Annotated in this window: 19 protein-coding genes; 11 read left to right on the forward strand and 8 right to left on the reverse strand. The window is 61.5% G+C overall.

Annotated elements, in window-relative coordinates:
- Window positions 1-3,576 carry a transcription-repair coupling factor gene (mfd, locus tag ABR989_RS09550; protein WP_428127888.1) on the reverse strand — a complete coding sequence of 1,192 codons (3,576 nt, stop codon included), beginning with the start codon at window positions 3,574-3,576 and terminating at the stop codon, window positions 1-3.
- 150 nt (window positions 3,577-3,726) lie between these two features.
- A complete protein-coding gene (locus tag ABR989_RS09555; RefSeq protein ID WP_428127890.1) occupies window positions 3,727-4,518 on the reverse strand; it encodes a PDZ domain-containing protein in 792 nt (263 codons plus the stop codon).
- A gap of 131 nt (window positions 4,519-4,649) precedes the next feature.
- On the opposite strand from ABR989_RS09555, the gene ABR989_RS09560 reads away from it, so the two are divergent.
- The 3 genes from ABR989_RS09560 to ABR989_RS09570 all read left to right on the forward strand — a co-directional run bounded on the left by ABR989_RS09560 (window position 4,650) and on the right by ABR989_RS09570 (window position 8,694).
- Entirely contained in the window at window positions 4,650-5,657 is a 1,008-nt protein-coding gene (locus ABR989_RS09560; RefSeq protein ID WP_428127891.1) for a D-2-hydroxyacid dehydrogenase, read from the forward strand.
- A gap of 114 nt (window positions 5,658-5,771) precedes the next feature.
- Complete coding sequence (locus ABR989_RS09565; RefSeq protein WP_428127893.1) at window positions 5,772-6,116, forward strand: hypothetical protein; 345 nt, start codon at window positions 5,772-5,774, stop codon at window positions 6,114-6,116.
- A 247-nt stretch (window positions 6,117-6,363) separates the two neighbouring features.
- On the forward strand, window positions 6,364-8,694 hold the full coding sequence (locus ABR989_RS09570) for a TonB-dependent receptor (RefSeq protein WP_428127895.1): 2,331 nt from the start codon (window positions 6,364-6,366) through the stop codon (window positions 8,692-8,694).
- A 153-nt stretch (window positions 8,695-8,847) separates the two neighbouring features.
- Here the strand turns inward: ABR989_RS09570 and ABR989_RS09575 are convergent, their stop codons facing one another.
- The 4 genes from ABR989_RS09575 to sufT all read right to left on the reverse strand — a co-directional run bounded on the left by ABR989_RS09575 (window position 8,848) and on the right by sufT (window position 11,332).
- Window positions 8,848-9,876 (reverse strand): LLM class F420-dependent oxidoreductase, encoded by a 1,029-nt coding sequence (locus ABR989_RS09575; RefSeq protein WP_428127896.1) that lies wholly within the window; start codon window positions 9,874-9,876, stop codon window positions 8,848-8,850.
- Window positions 9,877-10,041: 165 nt separating this feature from the next.
- Window positions 10,042-10,326: a 50S ribosomal protein L27 gene (rpmA, locus tag ABR989_RS09580; RefSeq protein WP_428127898.1), complete on the reverse strand. Its 285-nt coding sequence runs from the start codon at window positions 10,324-10,326 to the stop codon at window positions 10,042-10,044.
- A gap of 69 nt (window positions 10,327-10,395) precedes the next feature.
- Entirely contained in the window at window positions 10,396-10,710 is a 315-nt protein-coding gene (gene rplU, locus ABR989_RS09585) for a 50S ribosomal protein L21 (RefSeq protein WP_428127900.1), read from the reverse strand.
- A gap of 82 nt (window positions 10,711-10,792) precedes the next feature.
- Window positions 10,793-11,332 carry a putative Fe-S cluster assembly protein SufT gene (sufT, locus tag ABR989_RS09590; protein WP_428127902.1) on the reverse strand — a complete coding sequence of 180 codons (540 nt, stop codon included), beginning with the start codon at window positions 11,330-11,332 and terminating at the stop codon, window positions 10,793-10,795.
- A 175-nt stretch (window positions 11,333-11,507) separates the two neighbouring features.
- On the opposite strand from sufT, the gene ABR989_RS09595 reads away from it, so the two are divergent.
- The 3 genes from ABR989_RS09595 (at window position 11,508) to ABR989_RS09605 (ending at window position 14,127) form a co-directional block, all read left to right on the forward strand.
- The gene (locus ABR989_RS09595) at window positions 11,508-13,388 is read left to right on the forward strand and encodes an exonuclease domain-containing protein (RefSeq protein WP_428127903.1); all 1,881 of its coding nucleotides are present in this window, start codon (window positions 11,508-11,510) and stop codon (window positions 13,386-13,388) included.
- An 83-nt stretch (window positions 13,389-13,471) separates the two neighbouring features.
- The gene (locus ABR989_RS09600) at window positions 13,472-13,738 is read left to right on the forward strand and encodes a type II toxin-antitoxin system Phd/YefM family antitoxin (RefSeq protein ID WP_428127905.1); all 267 of its coding nucleotides are present in this window, start codon (window positions 13,472-13,474) and stop codon (window positions 13,736-13,738) included.
- The gene (locus tag ABR989_RS09605; RefSeq protein WP_428127907.1) at window positions 13,726-14,127 is read left to right on the forward strand and encodes a PIN domain-containing protein; all 402 of its coding nucleotides are present in this window, start codon (window positions 13,726-13,728) and stop codon (window positions 14,125-14,127) included. The genes ABR989_RS09600 and ABR989_RS09605 overlap by 13 nt, the downstream gene beginning before the upstream one ends.
- A 12-nt stretch (window positions 14,128-14,139) precedes the next feature.
- Here ABR989_RS09605 and ABR989_RS09610 read toward each other — a convergent pair whose 3' ends face one another.
- Both ABR989_RS09610 and ABR989_RS09615 read right to left on the reverse strand, forming a co-directional pair.
- Window positions 14,140-14,847 (reverse strand): dienelactone hydrolase family protein, encoded by a 708-nt coding sequence (locus tag ABR989_RS09610; RefSeq protein ID WP_428127909.1) that lies wholly within the window; start codon window positions 14,845-14,847, stop codon window positions 14,140-14,142.
- 47 nt (window positions 14,848-14,894) lie between these two features.
- Window positions 14,895-15,779 carry a tetratricopeptide repeat protein gene (locus ABR989_RS09615; protein WP_428127911.1) on the reverse strand — a complete coding sequence of 295 codons (885 nt, stop codon included), beginning with the start codon at window positions 15,777-15,779 and terminating at the stop codon, window positions 14,895-14,897.
- A 172-nt stretch (window positions 15,780-15,951) separates the two neighbouring features.
- Between ABR989_RS09615 and cofC the strand changes: the two genes are divergently transcribed.
- From cofC to ABR989_RS09640, 5 genes are read left to right on the forward strand one after another with little or no spacing between them, the layout of a single operon-like run.
- A complete protein-coding gene (cofC, locus tag ABR989_RS09620; protein WP_428127913.1) occupies window positions 15,952-16,596 on the forward strand; it encodes a 2-phospho-L-lactate guanylyltransferase in 645 nt (214 codons plus the stop codon).
- Between the two features lie 33 nt (window positions 16,597-16,629).
- Window positions 16,630-17,391: an MlaE family ABC transporter permease gene (locus ABR989_RS09625; protein ID WP_428127914.1), complete on the forward strand. Its 762-nt coding sequence runs from the start codon at window positions 16,630-16,632 to the stop codon at window positions 17,389-17,391.
- Between the two features lie 24 nt (window positions 17,392-17,415).
- Window positions 17,416-18,246: an ABC transporter ATP-binding protein gene (locus ABR989_RS09630; protein WP_428127917.1), complete on the forward strand. Its 831-nt coding sequence runs from the start codon at window positions 17,416-17,418 to the stop codon at window positions 18,244-18,246.
- Between the two features lie 11 nt (window positions 18,247-18,257).
- The gene (gene mlaD / locus ABR989_RS09635) at window positions 18,258-18,773 is read left to right on the forward strand and encodes an outer membrane lipid asymmetry maintenance protein MlaD (RefSeq protein ID WP_428127919.1); all 516 of its coding nucleotides are present in this window, start codon (window positions 18,258-18,260) and stop codon (window positions 18,771-18,773) included.
- Window positions 18,774-18,789: 16 nt separating this feature from the next.
- Window positions 18,790-19,446, forward strand: coding sequence for an MlaC/ttg2D family ABC transporter substrate-binding protein (locus tag ABR989_RS09640; RefSeq protein ID WP_428127921.1), 657 nt, complete (start codon window positions 18,790-18,792; stop codon window positions 19,444-19,446).
- The last annotated feature ends 51 nt before the right edge of the window (window positions 19,447-19,497 follow it).

A 19,497-nucleotide genomic window follows, 5' to 3' on the forward strand; every position in this document is an offset into this window, starting at 1 on the left:
CTAATTGACGGCCGGCCCGACTTTCGCGGCCGGCCAGTTTTCCAACTTTTCACAGCCCGCCAGGGCCTGCAAGACGCCGTCGAGTTGCGCGAACAGTTGCTCGTATTCTCCGGGTTCGATTCGCGCGATCAGCTGGTACGACGGCGTCAGCCGCATCGTATGGCGATTCTGGTCCGCGAGCTTCACCAGCCGCGCGGTTTCCACGGGCGCATCGGGATGGAATCTGATTTCGAGCTGCGAGCCCTTGAGAATCGCGCTGAGGATCATCAGCTGTTTCATCTGGCGCCGAACATTCATCGCCGCGATCAAATTTTCGATCAGCGTCGGCACCGGGCCGAACCGATCGCGCATCTCGTCGCGAATCTCGCCGAGATCCTCCTCGCGCTGCGCACGCGCGAGCCGCCGATAGAGCACCAACCGCTCGTTCTCGTCGGAGACGTAAGCCTCGGGGATGTACGCGGGCACTGCGATTCGAAGCTCGGGCTCGAAGTCGGGCCGCTGCGGCTGGCCGCGCAGTTCGGCAATCGCCTCTTCCATCATCTCGGTATAGAGCTCAAACCCAACCGCCGCGATCTGTCCGTGTTGCTCGTGGCCAAGCAGGTTGCCGGCGCCGCGATGCTCGAGGTCGGCCATCGCGAGCTTGAAACCGCCGCCGCTCTCGGACTCGACCAGTTCACGGAGCGCATCGATTCGCCGCTTGGCGTCGCGCGTGATGATGTGTTCGCCGGGAATCAGCAGGTATGCGTACGCTTTTTGGCGCGAACGGCCGACGCGGCCGCGCAACTGGTATAGCTGCGCGAGACCAAAATGATCGGCGCGATTGATGATCATCGTGTTCGCGTTGGGAATATCGAGGCCCGATTCGATGATAGCGCTGCAGACCAGCACATTGACGCGCTTTTCGATAAAGTCGCGCATCACGTCCTCGAGCTGTCGCTCTTTCATCTGGCCATGCGCGATTGCGGTCTTGGCCTCGGGCACCAGCGCGCGCAGATGACTGGCCATGTAGTCGATATTCTCGACGCGATTGTGAACGAAGAAAACCTGGCCGCCACGGTTTAACTCGCGGAGGATTGAATCGCGGATGGTGGCGTCGTCGAAATGCGCGACGAAGGTGCGAATCGCCTGGCGGTCCGGCGGCGGCGTCTGAATCACGGAGAGATCGCGGATGCCGAGCATCGCCATGTGCAGCGTGCGCGGAATCGGCGTCGCGGTCATCGTCAACACCGGCACCAACTTCTTGAGCTTCTTGATTCGCTCCTTGTCCACCACGCCGAATCGGTGCTCCTCGTCGATTACCAGCAAGCCCAGGCGCGGGAACTGAACGTCGCTCGAGAGCAGCCGATGGGTCCCGACGATGATGTCGACCTTGCCGCGGCCAGCCTCGTCGATCACGGCCCGATTTTCCTTGTGGCTGCGAAACCGCGAGACCATCTCGACGCGAACCGGATAATCCTTGAAGCGCTCGCGAAACGTATTCCAGTGCTGCTCGGCGAGGATCGTCGTTGGCACCAGCACGGCGACCTGCCGGCCGTCCATCACGGCGATGAACGCGGCGCGCAGCGCAACTTCGGTTTTGCCGAAGCCGGCGTCGCCGCAGATCAGCCGATCCATCGGCTTGGCGCGCGTCAGATCGCGGATGACGTCGTCGATCGCCGACTGCTGGTCCGGCGTCTCCTCGAACTCGAAGCGCGACGCGAACTCCTCGTAGTCCGCGCCCGGTAGCGGATACGCGTGCCCCTCCATCACCTCCCGCGCCGCATACACGTCGAGCAGCTCGGCCGCCATCGCGAGCACCGCCTGCCTGGTGCGCCGCTTCACCTTCTCCCACGAGCCGCTGCCCAGCTTGTCGAGCTTGGGTTCCGCGTCGTCGCCGCCGATGTATCGTTGGACTAGATTTATCCGCTCGACCGGCACGTACATCGTGTCGTTGCCTGAGTATTCGAGATTCAGAAAGTCGCCCTCGACGTCGGCGACCTTCATGTGCCGCAGGCCGCGGTACTTCGCGATGCCGTGATCGATATGTACGACGAAATCGTCGGGCTTCAGCTCTTCGAGATTGAGCAGCGCACCCTTGGCGCTCGGTCGCCTGCGCCGATGCGCTCGCGGCTCGCCGAAAATTTCCTCTTCGCTGTAGATGTAGAGACCGTCGGCCTGCAAAACGACGCCGGCGGAAATCTCCCCTTCCATGATCGCGGGGCGGTAGTCCGGCCATTCCAGCAGCGCCGACAAACTTTTGCATTCGACGTTGATCTCGAGGTCCCACGCCTCCAGATGACGGCGCAGGCGCGCCACCTGATGCGGCCCGTCAACGATCATCAGCGAACGTCCCTGCCCGCGCCGGACTTCGCGCAGTTCCGTCGCCAGCGGCTCGAAGCTCGGCGGCGTCCGTACTCCGCTCAGTTGGTTCGATCCCAGCCGCAAACTGGCCTGCGATTTGACCTCAACCGGCACTGCCCATCCCTCGCGCGGCGCGGCCATCGTCACCAGCGACCCGGCCTCGACGGCGGTGAAGTTTCCGAGCGCGCGCTCGAAGGCGTCCGCCCCGATGAACAGCGAATCCGGCGCAGGATGAAACGCGGGCTTGCGCGCCGCCGCTGCCGTCTCGACGGATACGGTATCGGCGAAGCGATTTGCCTCGGCGAGAATGCGCCCCGGATCGACCAGCCACAGCAACGCGCCCGCCGGCATGTAATCGAACACGCTGTCGAGCGCGCGCCCGTACGCATACGGCATCAGCAGTTCCGCGCCCGGAAACAGCAGCCCGTTCTCGAGCGTCTCGGCCAGTTCCGCGGCCTCCTTGCGCACCATGCCGATTTCCGCCGCCCGCAACGCGACCTGCTCGCGCAGCTTCGGGTCCTTCAGGGCAGACGGCGGCACGTAGCGAGTGCGCGTTATCGTCGCCTCGAGCAGCTCGCCGCCCGAGCGCTGGCTGTCCGCGTCGAAATGGCGAATCGAGGTGATCAGGTCGTCTTCGAGCTCGATGCGAATCGGGTCGCGGTACAATGGCGAGAATGCATCGATGATTCCGCCGCGCACGCTGAAGTCTCCCGCCTCTTCGCTCTGCGGCACGCGCTGATAGCCGCACGCCACGAGCGCTTCAATCAGCGCTTCGAGGTCCAGCCGATCGCCAATCGCCACTTTAACGATCGATTCGTTGAAGACCGTGCGCGGAATCGTGCGCGTCATCAGCGCTTCGGCCGACGTAACGACCAGCGGCGACTCATGCCGAAGCATCGCGAACAGCGCCGCCAGTTGCGACGCCTGCGCGTCGGTCGGTGGCGACAATTGCGCCATCGGTTTCACTTCCCACGAGCGGATCAGATGCACCCGGCGCGTGGCGGCGTCGGCGTCTGCCTCCTCACCTAGAAAAAACGCAACCTCTCCGGCCAGCGCCTCGGCTTCCGACGGCGTTGACGTGACCGCGACGATTGGACGCCGCAGCCGCAGTCCCATCTCGCGGATCATCAGCGCGCCGGCCGCGCCGCGCAGTCCCATCACCGGGAATCGGCGTTCGGTATTTGCCGCGAGCCGCGCTTCGAGTTCGCCGGCCGCTTCTTTGAGGCTCCGTTGCAAGTTTTTCCGGTCCGAATACGCAAAAATTCGCCTTGCGGCGATGCGCGCGAGGAGCGCACATGCCGCTGGCGTCTCAAGAATGATAGCAGAAAATCGCGCGCGAACGCGTCGGCCGTATCGGAGGAACAATCGTGAAATGAAATCGCGAGGCTACTGCCGGTTGCCGCCCGTCGGCGCCGCATTCGCGATTGGCTCGCCCACCGCGCCGACTCGCACCGCAATTTTGATCGTCTTGTGCGAGTTACCTTCCGGCCTGATTACCGTCAGGTACATCGTGTCTCCCGGCTTGAGCCGCGACATCGCGCTTTCCAGATCGCTCTGGTCGCGCACGCGCCGATCGTCAACCGCGACAATCAGATCTCCCTCATGGCCCATCGCTCCCGAACTCTGCAGCGCCTTATTAGCCAGGATTGAGCCGCCGGGCAGTATTCCCGTCAGCGTGGAAACCGCCGCGCCGATTGGGCTCATTCCAGAGCGCGCCTGCAGTCCCGCCTGCGCGGCCGGACTGCGGGGATCGATGGTCAGCACTTCGAGCCCATGCTCCTCCCCTCCGAGGTAGCACTTGGTCGCGTATTGCACGGTGATGCCGAGGTAGGGCCGCGGATGCGGCCGGTTGCTATCGCCGTTGCCGTTGATGTCGCCGGTGCCGTTCTCGGTTTTCGGGCGGAAGTTGGGTTCGATCGACGCGTTGTTCTCGCCCGGATTGAAATTCCGGCCGCCGGGGATTTCCTGAACACCGGGTTTCGGCGCCGCCAAGCCGGGCTGCGGAGCTATCTCGAGCGTCGCGTCGCTGCCGCCCTGCCCCTCAATTCCGGGATTGGCCGGATTCCCGCCGCCCTGGGAGCCAGTCTGCGAACCGGCCGTCTGCGCGACTGCAAGATGAGACAGCGCGAACAATGCGGCTGCCGCCACGCCCAGCGTGAGCATCTTTTGCAGCTTCATTTCATGGTGCTCGACGATCGGTCCGTTGATGCGGGAGACTCTCCAAATATAAGCCCGCCGCGCGATCTGCTCAACCTGCACGATTTCTCCTTGAAGGGCGCGCGAACCCGTGCGAAAGTTTTGATGCGTCCATGAAAATAATATCGACGGTTGCGCTGCAACCCGCGCATCGCGCCGCAATTACCAGCGCGGTGCCCGGAGCCGAGTTGGCCGATCGCCAATGCCGAACGGCCGAGGAAGTCAGCGAGTTGGTCAGCGGCGGATGCGATGTGCTGCTCACCTTTCGGGTGCCGCTGGACATCACGAATCGGGCGCACGGCCTCAAATGGATTCAACTGCTCAGCGCCGGCGCAGACCACGCACTCGGCGGACCGCTCAAGGGGGTCGCGATTCCAGTCACGACCGCGAGCGGAATTCATGCGACGCCGATCGGGGAATACACGATAGCCTCGATGCTCTCGTATGCGCATCGGCTTCATCTCGCGATTCGGGCGCAGATTCGCCGCGAGTGGATGCGCTCGGGCGCTTTCATGGCGAGCGTGGACGAAATCCGTGGGCGGACCCTTGGCATCATCGGCTACGGATCGATTGGCAGGGAAACGGCGCGGCTCGCGGCCGCATTTGGGATGACCGTGCTTGCGCTCAAGCGCAACCCGGCCGAGCGCGCCGATCCCGGATGGTGTCCGGCGGGTCTCGGCGATCCCGAAGGCAAGCTTCCCGCACGCTTCTTCGGTCCCGGCGATCGCGAAGCGATCCTCCGCGACAGCGATTACGTGTCCGTCACTCTCCCGCTCACCGACCACACGCGCAAGTTCATCGGCGAGCGGGAATTCGCCGCGATGAAGCCCGGCGCGTATCTGGTAAATATCGGGCGCGGCGAAGTGATCGACGAGCGCGCGATGGCCACGGCGTTGACCGCGGGAAAGATTGGCGGCGCGGGCCTCGACGTGTTCGAGCATGAACCGCTCGAAGCCAAAAGCCCGCTTTGGGATCTCGAAAATGTAATCCTGACGCCGCACATTTCCGGCGCCAATCGCGGCTACATGGACAAGGCATGCCAACTGTTCGCGGAGAATCTGAAAAGGTTCGCCGCGAATCGCCCGCTGCTGAATCTGGTCGATCCAATCCTCGGCTATTAGGGCGTTCAAAACCTTGCCACAGGAGACTGTTTGGTCTATGTGGCGAGTCGGAATCGTAGAGTCAAAACGGAAATCCCGGATCGATAGGCACGGATCTGGGGTAGGTCTGGCGTCGTGGGCTTGATTCATCATCGGCACAGCGGAGGAAACTATCCGCACGCCCATCATCACGATGCGGCGGATAAATCGCACCATCACGATCACGAACACCACAACGCAAGTCACGATTCGCACGGTCACGGCGATCACGCTTATGACGTACATGGCAATGAAGCCGCGATCGTCGTCAGCGATCCTCATCGGCTTGAGCATTGGCACTTCGATCGTCCTTTCGAGCGCGTCGCAATAGCGGCAAACCGTGATGTCGGAAACGATTCGTCACCGACCGTCGTTGTAGTCGCCAATCATGATCTGAACCGCTTGCCGCTGGCGGCCCGTCCGCCGCCCGCGCTCATCTAGCTTTCTTCCAAAATCGTTCCTTTCGAGATTTCCCCCGGCCTTGAGCCAGGAGGAGCACCGTCGTTGTGCGCAACGAAAGTGGCTTCCAGCCGAGTGCGCTCAGAGGCAGGGGCCGTGCAGGCATTCGTCAGCGAGTGCCGATTTGAGAGAGGGTTTTCTCATGGCGATTTCACCTTCGCGTATATCGAGGGCGACGCGATGCTGCGTACGGATCTGTGCCGCGCTGGCACTAGCGCCTCTGATTGTATTGCTGACGGTCAGCGGCTCAGCCGCCGCTATGAAGCAACTCATGTCCGAGTCTGCGGCGGGAACGGTAAAGGACGCCTTGGGCCGGCCGGTGACGGATGCCGTGGTGATGTTGCGAGCGGCAGACGGTCGCACAGTCGCTCGGACCTCGAGTGGCAAGCAGGGACAATTCAAGTTGCCGGCAACTGGACCCGGGACTTACGACCTAGTCATTCAAAAATCCGGCTTCAAGGCTGCCAGAGCAGCGCTGGTCTTGCCCACCAGCGCCAAAACTCCCCTCGACCTCGTGCTGGAATCCGAACAGGCATTGACCCTGCCGGTCAGCGCGAGCCGCGTACACGCGCAAAATGGATTAACCGCAACGGGCGCCAGCAAATTCACCTTCACTGCCCACGACGTCACGAACCTTCCGCAAGGCGAGGCTACTCCGCTCAACCAGGTGCTGCTGCAGATGCCGGGGGTGGCACTCGACCAGAACCAGGAGATTCATATTCGCGGCGAGCATGCGGGCATCCAGTATCAGATGAACGGGATCCTGTTGCCGCTCGACATCAACAACGACCCGACCTTCACGCAGCTCCTCAATTCATATTTCGTCAAGAGCGTGAGTCTTATGGATGGCGTGCTGCCGGCCGAGTATGGTTATCGCACCTCAGGGATAATCGAAATCAGTACCAGGAACGGCTGCGATGATGCGCACAACGAGTTCACTACTTACGGCGGCCAACGGGATACCGCGCAGCCGAGTTTCGAGCTGGGCGGCTGTAATGGAAAGTTCAGTTACTATGTGACCGGGGGTTACCTGCATTCCAATCTGGGCCTCAGTTCTGCGACTCGAGGCCCGGATCCGATTCACGATAGCACCGACCAGGGGCAGGGATTTGCCTATCTCACCTACTCGATAAGTCCGACCACACAACTGAGTCTGATTACCGGAATGACCGTTGCCGACAATCAGTTCCCCAATGTGCCCGGCGAAACGCCAGAGTTCACGCTAAGCGGCGCCAATCCTGCTGACTTTCCATCTGCTGATATCAATTCGACCGTGGATCAACAGGACTACTATGGAGTTCTCGCTTTAAACGGCGCGCTCGGAACGAATGCCGACTACCAGGTCGCCTATACGATTCATTACAACCGGGAAAACTTTAATCCCGATCCGATAAGCGATCTCATTTACCAGGGTATAGCCCCGAAAGTATTCGACAGCGACTTTTCAAATGCGGGGCAAGGCAATCTTACTTATCGTTTGGGCAACGACCACACGTTGCGTGGGGGATTCTATTTTGGCGAGTACGGAGTCGAGGCGGACAATACTTCACAGGTCTTTCCCATTTCGAGCGGCAAGGCATTGGACGTCCCTATCGCTATAAGCGCCGATCTCAACAAGATTAACCTGGTCTATGGTGTATATGTTCAGGACACCTGGCAACTGAGTGAGAAGCTAAGTGTGAATTTTGGCTCACGATGGGATCGAGTGAGCGGCCTTGTCAACGACAGCCAGTTCAGTCCGACTATAAATTTTGTGTACAAGCCACGCCGCGACACTACGATCCATGCGGGGTTTGCGCGCAACTTCCAGGTTCCGAACTTCCAGGGCATTTCTCCCGGTATCACCGCCTTGAAGGACACCACCGGCGGTGTTGGTCCCGGCATACCATTAAGCACAAAACTCGATGCCGAAACGGACTACACATGGGACGTCGGCTACACGCATCAAGTCACCCCGCATCTGGTGCTGTCGCAGGATAGTTATTTCCGGATCGATCGCCACTACATCGACGAAGGCCAGTTTGGTTTCGTCCCCGTGGATGCGCCCTTCAACTACGTCAGGGGCTACGGCGCCGGACTCGAGAACTCACTCACCTACAATCTTCCCAATCTCGCTCTGCGACTGTCGCAATTTGTGGCCAGGGAAGAGGTCCGGGGTGTCGCCACCGGACAGTACAACTTTCCTCCGCTTGCTCAGCTTCAATATATCGATCAACATTACATCGTACTCGATCATACCCCGCTGGTGGGTGCTTCAGGCGGCGTCGCGTACAAATGGAAGACTTGGCAGTTTACGGTCGACGGGCTATTCAGCAGCGGCTTGCGGGGCGGATTCGCCAATAGGACCCAGCTTCCGAAAGTATGGCAGTTCAACCTTAGCGCCGCCAAAACTCTCGATATGCCGGTGCTCGGTCACATCGAGAACCGGATTATCCTGCTCAACGTTTTCGATCGCATTAATTTGATTCGTCCAGCGACCGGTATCGGAGTTTTTCAGTCCGCCTACGGACCCAGAGTCACGGTTTACGATGCGTTGACAATTCCACTGCCGCCGCTCTAAGAAGCTGCGCAACTCGCGCATCGTTTTGCTCAACATCTTCGATCGGACCAATCTGATCCGGCCCGCCAGCGGCATCGGTGTCTTTCAGGCCGCGTATGGTCCGCGAATAACAGTCTACGACGCCCTAACCATCCGCCTTACGAGCGCAGGCGGCTAGAGACAAATCTCCGCCAGCGCGCGGACCGCATTAATATCGCCGGTGCCAATCAGCATCGTCTTGACCGGCGACGCCTTCCAGACCTCGAGCCGGTCCGCGATTCGCTCGCGATTGCCGACCAGCGCGACCTCATCGACCAGCTTGTCCGGCACCATCGCCATCGCCTCGGCCTTCTTGCCGGCCAGGTACAGGTCCTGGATTTTCACCGCGGCATCTTCGTAGCCGAGCCGCTTGGCGTAGTCGTTGTAGAAATTTTTCGCGCGCGCGCCCATGCCGCCGATGTACAGCGCCAGCATTCCCTTCACCGGCATCCGGCATCTCTCGAGGTCCGAGCCCATGATGCAGGTGACGAACGGCGCGACATCGAAATTGTCGAGGCTCTTGCGTCCGCCGCTTTTCGCAAAGCCTTGCTTGAGCGGCGCGCCGTAGATGTCCCATCGCTCCGGATTCATCCAGACCGGAATCACACCGTCGGCAATTTCCGCCGCAAGCGCGATTCCCTTGGGGCTGATCGACGCGGTGTAGATCGGCATGTCCTTGCGCCCGTGCAGGATGCTCTTGAGCGGCTTGCCGAGTCCCGACGCGCCCGGACCGGTGTACGGGATGTCAAACTCCTTGCCGTGATGCTCGACGGGTACTTCGCGCGCGAGAATTTTGCGCACGATCTCGATGTACTCGCGCGTGCGCTGCAACGGTTTGCCGTACGACACGCCGTGCCAGCCCTCGACGACCTGCGGACCCGACGGCCCGATGCCGAGGATGAAGCGGCCACCCGACAGCGCATCGAGCGTCATCGCGGTCATGGCGGTTGCGGCGGGAGTTCGCGCCGGCATCTGCATGATCCCGGTGCCGAGCCGGATTTTTTTGGTCAGCGCGCCGATCCAGGCCAGTGGCGTAACCGCGTCGGAGCCGTAAGCCTCGGCGGTCCACACGGAGTCGAAACCGACGCGTTCCGCTTCGAGGATGGTGTCCATCGGCAAGCCCATCTGCGCGCCCGAATACCCGGAAATTAGTCCCAATCGCATCGAAGTTCCTCCCGTCGCGGAAATCCCGCGTCACGCATCGAAGTTGCGAAAACAAGGAACGAAACACAAAACCGAAAAAGACCAAACATCAAAACACTGAAAAGAAAAAAGAAGCCCCACGGCGCACCGCGGGGCTTCGATTCAAATCTTGCGGGCTGACGGTCCCTAAGCAGACGCCCCTGCGGTATCGGCGCTGGCGGGGAGCGGCTCGACGCTCACTTGCCGCTTCTCACCCTTCGGCTCGTACTTAACCACACCGTCGATGAGCGCGTAAATCGTATAGTCGCGGCCCAGACCGACGTTGCGGCCCGGATGCACGCGAGTGCCGAGCTGGCGGATGATGATATTCCCGGCCTTGACGGTCTGGCCCGCGTAAATCTTGATACCACGGCGCTGGCCCGGACTGTCGCGGCCGTTGCGCGTCGAACCCTGGCCTTTTTTGTGCGCCACGCAGTGTCTCCCTAAAAACTTATTGAGCGGCCTTCCGAGCCGCGGTTCAATTAAAATTCACGCCAGCGTTCATGCGCCGGCGGAAATTTCCTCGATCTTGAGAACGGTCAGTTCCTGGCGATGGCCCCGTTTGCGGCGGTAATTCTTGCGGCGCTTTTTCTTGAACACGATCACTTTCGTGCCGCGCGGCTGCTGGACGATCTTTGCCGTCACCGAAGCGCCCGCGACGACCGGGGTGCCGACCTTGGGCGCTTCGCCGCCGACCGCCAGCACCTGGTCAAGTGATATAGCCGCACCAACTTCGCCGACGAGCCGCTCGACCGTTATCTGGTCGCCGACGCCGACGCGGTACTGTTTTCCGCCTGTCTTTACTATTGCAAACATCGATGTGCCGAACGAGAACAATTATCGGACGCAGCCGGGCGTGTCAACGCATCGGGCGATGCGCGAGGTGGCTGCGCGTCGATTAGTCGATGCCCAGTCGCTCGCGGCCTTCGGGAGAAATCATCTGCGGAGTCCACGGCGGATCCCACACCAGATCGACGTCCGCCTCCGACACGCCCGGGATGCTCATGATCTTGTAGCGCGCGTCGGTCGCGATCGAGGCGCCCATGCCGCATCCCTGCGCCGTCAGCGTCATCTTGACTTCGACTTTCTTGGCGCCGTCGCCGGCGTCCTTCACTTCCATTCCATAGACGAGGCCGAGGTCAACGATGTTGACGGGGATTTCGGGGTCGAAGCAGGTCTTGAGCTGCTCCCAGACCATCGCTTCGAGATCGCCGCCGCCCGACGCCGACACCGCGCCCGCATCTTCGGGCTTTTTGCCGAGCGCATCGGCGTCCTTGCCTGCGACGCGGAACAGGCCGCCGTGCGCGGGAATCTGCAGGGTGAAGGTTCCGCCGAGCGATTGCGTGATAAAGGCTTCGAGCCCCTTTTCCAGCTTCGTTTTGTCTCCGGCCGGGATCCGGACGCCTTCGCATTCGCGGGTCAATTCAACGCGTTCCATCGGCAAATACCTTCCTTGTCAGACTGGCTATTGTAACGCGACGGCCCGGTGCGGGCCATAGGCAGGGCGCGAGACTTCGCCAATTAGTGGTTCCTGGTGGGAGTGTTCACATAGCTTGGCGTTGCCGTCGTGGCGTGCCCCTGATAAAGCGAAGCAAGGACGAAGGGGCAGGCAGGTGGAGGAAGCGGGAATCCCGGGCGCGAATCAGCGTCATTTCGGCATCTCGGCCAGGCAGAAGCTCTATCAGTTTCTGTGCTCGCGGCCAGCAGGCGCCGACGCTGGCGAGCTGGTCGGGCTGCTGCTGAGCGGAGTCGGCTCGGACCCTGAACTCGGCGCGCGAATTGTCCGTCAGCTACTCGACGGCGATCCGAATTTCATCTTCGACCCTGACACGGCGCTGTGGCGGCTTGCGCAGAGCGATCGCATCCGCGTCGGGCTCGATCAGGCCGAGTTCACGGTGGTCGATCTGGAAACTACGGGCGGACGCGCCGGCCCGGGCACGATCATCGAGATCGGCGCGTACCGGATGGTCGGGCGGCGGCTCGCCGAATCTTTTTCGACGCTGGTCCGACCGCAGGGCGGCATCGTTCCGCGCTTTATCACGGGGCTAACGTCGATTACGACGGAGATGGTTCGCGAGGCGCCGCCTATCGAGGATGTGCTGCCCGCGTTTCGCGAGTTCATGGGGGAGCGGGTGATGGTCGCGCACAACGCGGCCTTCGACTTCGGATTTCTCGACTTCGAATACCGCCGCATCTTTGGAATTGGGCTGGGCAACCCGGTGCTGTGCACGCTCAGGATGTCGCGCCGGTTCATGCCGTCGCTCAAGCGCCGCCGGCTCGATCTGCTCGCGGGACATTTCGGGCTTTCGCTCGAAGGACGGCATCGCGGACTTGGCGACGCGCGGATGGCCGCGGAGCTGCTCTCGATTTTTCTCGAGATGGCGGAGCGGATGGGTATCACGCGGCTGGATCGCCTGCTCGACGACCATCGTCGCGGACTTGCGGGCAGGAGAATCGAACGTCACGTGCGGCCGGAGGAGATCGCGGCGCTGCCGCATGCGCCCGGCGTTTACATGATGCGCAATGAGCGCGGCGATTTGCTGTACGTCGGCAAGGCGCGGCGGCTCCGGGAGCGGGTGAGCTCATACTTCACGGCGTCGGTGAAGGCAAAGACGGCGGAGCTGATCTCGCACGTTTACAAAATCGAGACGCGGCCGGCGCGCTCGCCGCTCGAGGCGGCGCTCGACGAAGCGCGGCTCATCCGCGAGCTGAAACCACCGTACAACCGGATGCTGAAATCGGCGGCGCCCGCGTATTTCATCAAGCTCGACATGATGGACGAGTTTCCGCGCGTGACGATTTCGACAAAGATGAGTGCGCGGCGCGGTGTGATGCATCTGGGGCCGTTCATCGGCCGCCGCGGCATCGAGCATTCAGTTCGCGCGCTGGCGAGAATCCTCGGCCTTCGCACCTGCGGCGGGAAGCTTGAGCCGAGCGAGGACTTTTCGCCGTGCATCTATGGCCAGATGGGCCATTGCACCGCGCCGTGCAACCTGAGTATCGACGGAGAAAGGTACGCGGAGCGGGTTCGGCGCGCGGTTGGTTTTCTGCGCGGGAGGATCGGCCCGCTGCTGGGTGAATTGGCCCGGGCGCGCGATCAGGCCGCGGCCGCGATGCGCTTTGAGGAGGCGGCGCGCTTTCGCCACCATCTCGAGGCGCTGACCACGCTGGCGCATCGCGCGACCCGCCTCAGCCGGGTGGTGACGGAAAACAATCTCGTGATCGTGACAGGCGAGGCGGCCGATCGCGCAGCGCACGTCGTGCTGTCGGGACGGCTTGCGATGACGCGGCATCTGGACACGGCAGACGCCGCGGGCGAGGTGGCGGCGTTCGTCGCGGGCAATTACGAGCGATACAAGTTGAAATACGTCGAGCGCGGAGAGTTGGAGAAGATGACGATCGTCGCACGATGGCTCCGGGAGCGCGCGCCCGACGAGGGTCGTCTCATCTATCTGGCCGGTCCGCAGCTGGATTCCGTCGCGCTGGCGAGCTGATCACTTTTTTCAGGACAAAATGCGGCAACGATGCCTGGCAGACCTTGCTGAAAGAGCTTGTGCGATCATAAAATCAGAAAATCATGAAATCAGAGATCTCGGCCACCGACGCGGCTCGACGCTTTTCAGAGGTTTTGAATCGCGTGCGATATCGCAACGAGACTTTCGTCGTGAAACGAGGGGGCGAACCGGTCTGTGAGATCGTCCCCGTGCGCAACGCTACCTTCACCGGCCGTGAACTCGTGGAATTGCTCCGCTCGCTGCCGCATCCCGACAAGGAATATCTGGACGCGATCGAACAGCATGTTCGAAAACAGCCGAGAGCCGAGAAGTCGAAGTGGCCGCGCTGATCGATTCCAGCATCTTCATCGCCGGCGAGCGCGGCCGGATCGATCTGGCGGACCTTCTGGCATCGCTCGGCGGCGAACCTCTCGCGCTGTCCGCGGTGACCGCGTCGGAACTGCTATACGGCTTGCCTCGCGCTCGAACGACCGCGCAACGAAATCGACGCAATGCTTACGTCGAGGCGATATTCGCGCAAATGACGGTGATAGCGTTCGATCTCACCGTCGCCCGAGTCCACTCAGCGGTTTCGGCTGAACTAGACCGTACCGGCCGCCAGGTCGGCGCGCACGATCTGATGATCGCCGCGACTGCGATGGCCCACGATTACCGCGTTGCGACGCGGGACCTCAGGAGCTTTCCGAAAATTCCGGGCCTCGAGACTCTAAGGATCTAGCGTTCGGGCCAATCACCCTTTCAGATTTGCGGCGAACAGCTTGAGCGTGCGCTTCCACGCGTCCTTGGCTTCGGCGGGGCGATGGACATCGGCGCGAGTGTCGTTGAAAAACCCATGCGAGCATCCCGCGTAAACCTTCACCTCGCCCGGCTTGTCGAACTTCTTCAGCGCCGCCGCCAGCCGATCGACGTCGCCGCGCTGGATCCATCCGTCGTTCTCGCCGTATGCGTAGAAAATCGGGCAGCCGAGATGCTTGAGTTTTTCGTCCGGCGGGATTTCGCCATAAAACGGCGCCGCGGCCGCGATTTCCCGGCTCTCGCATGGCAACAGCAGGGCGTAGCTGCCGCCCATGCAAAATCCCGTGATGCCGATGCGGGTTGAATGGGTCTGTTTCTGTGCGCGCAGCCAATCCACCGTGGTCTGAAGATCCGCGATGCCGTCTTCCTTCTTCAGTCCGCCCATCAGTTGCGCGGCTCGATTGGGCTCGGTGGCGACCTGGTGGCCCTGTCGCGAGTACAAGTCCGGCGCGATCGCGAAATAACCCTCGCGCGCCAGCCGCCGGGTGACGTCGCGGATATGGTCGTTCAGCCCCCACCATTCCTGGACTACGATCGCCGCCGGCGATGACTCGACTCCCGCCGGCTCGGCGACATACGCCTTGAGCGCGCACGCATGGCCTGCATATGTCACTTCACGCGTGACGATATCTTTGCTCGCCATTGTCGCTCACCTCGAAGATATAAAATGTCACCCGCGCTGCGCGGCATCTACTGTGCGGCCGCCACCGGTATGAAGCCAAGCGTGCCATTCCTGAGTTTGATCTGAAGGTAGTTGCCCGTGATTCCCGTGACGTGGACGTACTTCTTGCGGCGCACGTGGCCGATGGTGGAACTGGTCTCGTCGGGATTTTGATATACCGGCGAAGTTTTCGTCAACAGGAAAAGCTTGTTGAGCGGCTTGATCTTCGGCGCGCCGCCCGACGCTGTCGTCGCCATGGCGCCGGCGGACGTCGCACCGGCAGCCGGCGTCGCAGCGGGCGCAGGCATCAGCCTGGCGTCGAGTGCTCGCACCTCGTCGAACTCCGCGTTGGCTTCGGTCGTGCGAGCCGGCTCCGTCGCCAGCAGATTCGCCAGTGCCAGGTGGGCCTTTGCGTCTTTAGGGCTGAGCCCGATTGCGGTGCGGATTTGATCTTCCGTCTCGGCGGTCTTGCCTTCCTTTCTGAGCACCTCACCCAAATCTAGATGGTAGTTGGCGCGGTCCGGCTCGAGTGCTACCGCGGCGCGGTACTGATTTTCGGCCAGTCCGCGCTGGTTCTGATCGCTATAGAGGTTGCCGAGCGCGGCATGGGTCGCCGCGTTTTTAGGATCGATCTCGAGGACCTTCATGAATTCAACTTGCGCGTGTCTCGGCTTGTGCTCGAATATGTAGAGATTTCCCAGCGCGATATGGGTGCGCGGATCGTTCGGCTCGAGCTTCGCCGCCTCCTGGTAAGCCTTTTCCGCGTCGGCGAGCTTCGTCGTCTGCATGTCGGTGTCGCCATCGGCAAGAAAATCCTCGGCGGTCTTGTGATGGCATCCCGCCCCTATCAGGATCATCGCGCCGGTCACGATCATCGCCCCGGTCCGGGCCAGTAGGCTTCGCGTCCTGTTCATCGCTGAGGTTCCTCCAAGAGACCAGCGCGCCTTCCGATTGGGCAATGATCGGGCCAGCGACGGGAAAATCTACGCATCATGTTGAAGCGAGCACGGAAACAGTGTCAAGCATTCCAGCGCCCGTCGCAGTTCCCGTTGGATGCGCGCGTTTGTTAGGTTATAAAGATACCCCGTGCGCTTTATCCTGATCGCAGCCAAGCAACTCGAATTCGCCAAGACCCGGCTCGCGCCGGTGCTGCCACCCGGCGAGCGCCGTGCGCTGGCCGAAGCGATGTTTCGCGACGTGCTGGCGGCCTCGCTTGGCGCAGCCGCCGCCGACCACGTCGCCGTGGTGACATCGGACGCGGGCCTGCTCGCGCTGGCGCGCTCGGCCGGTGCACTCACCATCGACGAGGAATTTCCGCGCGGCCTCAACGCCGCCGTCGGACTTGCCACCTCCGCGCTGATTGCGGATGGTGCGCGAACCGTTTGCACGGTGCTGTCCGACATCCCATTGATCGCAGCCGAAGATATAGACGCGGTGTTTGCCGCGATGCCCGCCGGACGGGGCGTGGTGCTGGTTCCCTCGCGGGATTTCTCGGGCACCAACATCATTTGCCGCTCACCCGCCGCCGCCGTGGCGACTCGATTCGGTCGAATGAGCCTGGTGCGGCATCTGGACGATTGCCGCAGCTCCGACGTTCCGGCTAGAGTGCTGCGACTTGCGCGGCCCGCGCTGGACCTCGACGTGATCGCGGACCTCGCCGAGTTCGAGCGCGCCGGGTCCTCCACGCATACTCAAAACCAGTTGGCCCGGCTCGGGATTGCTCATCACTAAAAATTGCAAAACGGACTGATATCGATCGTGGAAATGGCTGAGCGGCTGGGCGCGCTGGTGATCGACAGTGTTGTCCAGCTCGGCGCGTTCGTGCTTTTTTTGGTGAGCGCCGCGTTTTACGTTTTTTTTCCGCCGTTTAAGCCGCGGCTATGGATTCGGCAGATACGAATCATCGGCGCCGACTCGCTGTTTCTCATCATCTTAATCGGCGGCTTCACCGGGATGGTGCTGGGTCTGCAGGGCTACAACACGCTGCGCCGCTTTGGCTCCGACGGCGCATTGGGCACGGTCGTCGCCCTGGTTCTGGTGCGCGAGCTTGGACCCGTTCTGGCCGCCCTGATGATCGCGGCGCGCGCGGGCTCCGCGATGGCGGCGGAGCTCGGCGCGATGCAATCCACCGAACAGATCGACGCGCTCACCGTGATGGCGATCAACCCGGTCCAGTACCTGGTCTCGCCGCGCGTGCTCGCGGGCGTGATCAGTTTCCCCTTGCTGATCTCGGTCTTCGACGTGGTGGGAATCTTCGGCGGCTACATGATCGGCGTCGGCCTGATGGGCGCGCCGTCGGCTGCATACTTCAACGGTATCGCCGACAACATGGAATGGCACGACGTCATGACCGGCATCTACAAGGCCCTGGTCTTCGGCGTGGTCGTAACGTGGGTCTGTTGCTACAAGGGATATCGCGCCGAACGGATGGCGACCGGGGTCAGCCGCGCCACCACCGAAGCCGTGGTGCTGTCCAGCGCCCTGATTCTTGCGTTTGACTATTTTCTTACGTCTATACTTTTGTGATAACGCCGTAGCGATCGACGATCCATGAGCCAAACTGAAATCAACCATAACGGTGGCGATGCGAAGAACATTCGCAACGCGGCGAGCGCCGGTAATGCAATCGAAGTGCGCGATCTTCGCAAACGCTTCGGCCGCCAGCAGGTCCTCGACGGCGTTACGCTCGATTTTCCCGCCGGCCAGATCACGACGATCGTCGGTCCCAGCGGATCCGGCAAGACCGTTCTGCTCAAGCATCTCAATCTGCTGATGCGGCCCGACTCGGGCACGATCGTGATCGACAACGTCGAAGTGACAAAGCTCGGCGCGACCGGCCTGGACGCGGTGCGCGAAAAATTCGGGGTGCTCTTTCAGGCCGGCGCATTGTTCGACTCGATGTCGATATTTGACAACGTCGCGTTCCCGCTGGTCGAGAAAACCAGGCTCACTCGCGCGGAGATCGCCGAGCGCGTGCATGAAACGCTCAAAGCGGTTGGGCTGGAAGGGATGGGAGCCAAGTTTCCCTCCGAGATGAGCGGCGGGATGCAGAAGCGCGCCGCGCTCGCGCGCGCACTGGTGCGGCGCCCGAAAATCCTCATGCTCGACGAGCCAACTACCGGCCTCGATCCGTCGCGGACCGGCGCGATTCACGAACTTATCCGACGCACGCAGGAGAATTTTAAGCTGACCGCCGTGATGGTCAGTCATGACGTGCCGGCAGTCTTCCAGGTTTCCGACCGCGTCGCATTCCTCCATAATGGCCGCACTCATCTCAACGGCACGGTGGCCCAGGTGATGGCGGCCGACGACGAGGTTTTCAAGCGGTTTCTGGCGGGCAAAGCATCCGGCGAGGAGAATGAAACAGCCCTTGCGGGCTGAAGCAAAGACCTATGTACGCAACTCGAACCACGCAGCTTATCGTCGGCATTTTCGCGATTCTCGGTATCATCGCGCTGGCGATTCTGTCGCTGTCGCTGGGTAAACTTACCCTGCTGCCCAGACCGGGATACACGCTCTACGCAAGTTTCGATAATATCTCGGGATTAAAGACCGGAGATCAGGTTCAACTGGCGGGTGTGCAAGTCGGTAAAGTTGTGGAGATCGGGCTCAAGGACGTGCGTGCTCGAGTTGCGATGCGAGTGGACGAGGGCGTGCCGATCGACGCGGACGCGATCGCGGCGATCAAGACCAGCGGAATAATCGGCGACAAGTATGTGTCTATCGCGCTCGGCCCTAGCGATCGTATCCTCAGGGATGGTGACACGATTCGGCAAACCGAGTCGGCATTTGTGCTCGAGGACGCAATCGGCCAGATCATCAACAGTTCCGGCAGCAGCGGTGAATCGAAGGATTCAAAATCCTCAAACTCAGACAAGCACCAGAAGCCTGGAAAATCGGAGAAATGACCGAGTGAAATATATGATGACGCCAACTTCCATCCAGCGAATCCTGCCGCGGCGCGCGATCGCGATCCTCACGTTGACGGCCGCGCTCGTCGTCAGCCTTGCACCGTCGCGCCTTTTGGCGCCCGCCTGGGCCGACGATCCGATGTCCGTGGTGCGGACCACCGTCAACCAGGCGCTGGGCGTGCTCCGCGACAATCAAACTCCGCTGGCCCAGCGCCAGGACAAGCTTCGCCAAATCGTGTCCGCAACCTTCGATTTCACCGCGATGGCGAAGTCGGCGCTCGGCTACCATTGGAAGCAGATCACCCCGGGTCAGCAGCAGGAGTTCACAAGCGCGTTCGTCGCTTTCATCGAGGATTCTTACCTGAGCAAGGTTAACGACTACCGCGGTCAGCAAGTCGCCTTCCTCAGGATGACGAGCGACGGGCCCCAGTATGCACAGGTCAACACCGATATCGTGCAGGGGGATAAGGAGCCGATCCATTTGAACTACAGCCTCGTGCAGGAGGACGCTACCTGGAAGATCTACGATGTGACCGTGGACGCGATCAGTATCATCGCGAATTACCGCAACCAGTTTAATCGCGTGATGAACAATCAGGGCTACGCCACCCTGATTAGCGACTTAAAGAATAAACAGGCCGCCCTTGCGGCAAGTCTCGCGAACCACTAGCAAGTATGGATTCCTTGAGTCTGGAAAGGTACCCTCTTAAGTAAGATCTTA

The organism is Binatus soli (SeqCode), assembly GCF_050015535.1.
Taxonomy (GTDB): domain Bacteria; phylum Desulfobacterota; class Binatia; order Binatales; family Binataceae; genus Binatus; species Binatus soli.

Coding starts and splice junctions, on each gene's coding strand:
- ABR989_RS09630 (WP_428127917.1), top strand. CDS start 17,416: ATGAGCCAAACTGAAATCAACCATAACGGTGGCGATGCGAAGAACATT.
- ABR989_RS09610 (WP_428127909.1), bottom strand. CDS start 14,847: ATGGCGAGCAAAGATATCGTCACGCGTGAAGTGACATATGCAGGCCAT.
- rplU (WP_428127900.1), bottom strand. CDS start 10,710: ATGTTTGCAATAGTAAAGACAGGCGGAAAACAGTACCGCGTCGGCGTC.
- mlaD (WP_428127919.1), top strand. CDS start 18,258: ATGTACGCAACTCGAACCACGCAGCTTATCGTCGGCATTTTCGCGATT.
- ABR989_RS09560 (WP_428127891.1), top strand. CDS start 4,650: ATGAAAATAATATCGACGGTTGCGCTGCAACCCGCGCATCGCGCCGCA.
- ABR989_RS09600 (WP_428127905.1), top strand. CDS start 13,472: ATGAAATCAGAGATCTCGGCCACCGACGCGGCTCGACGCTTTTCAGAG.
- ABR989_RS09575 (WP_428127896.1), bottom strand. CDS start 9,876: ATGCGATTGGGACTAATTTCCGGGTATTCGGGCGCGCAGATGGGCTTG.
- ABR989_RS09615 (WP_428127911.1), bottom strand. CDS start 15,779: ATGAACAGGACGCGAAGCCTACTGGCCCGGACCGGGGCGATGATCGTG.
- ABR989_RS09640 (WP_428127921.1), top strand. CDS start 18,790: ATGACGCCAACTTCCATCCAGCGAATCCTGCCGCGGCGCGCGATCGCG.
- ABR989_RS09625 (WP_428127914.1), top strand. CDS start 16,630: ATGGCTGAGCGGCTGGGCGCGCTGGTGATCGACAGTGTTGTCCAGCTC.
- ABR989_RS09555 (WP_428127890.1), bottom strand. CDS start 4,518: ATGAAGCTGCAAAAGATGCTCACGCTGGGCGTGGCGGCAGCCGCATTG.
- sufT (WP_428127902.1), bottom strand. CDS start 11,332: ATGGAACGCGTTGAATTGACCCGCGAATGCGAAGGCGTCCGGATCCCG.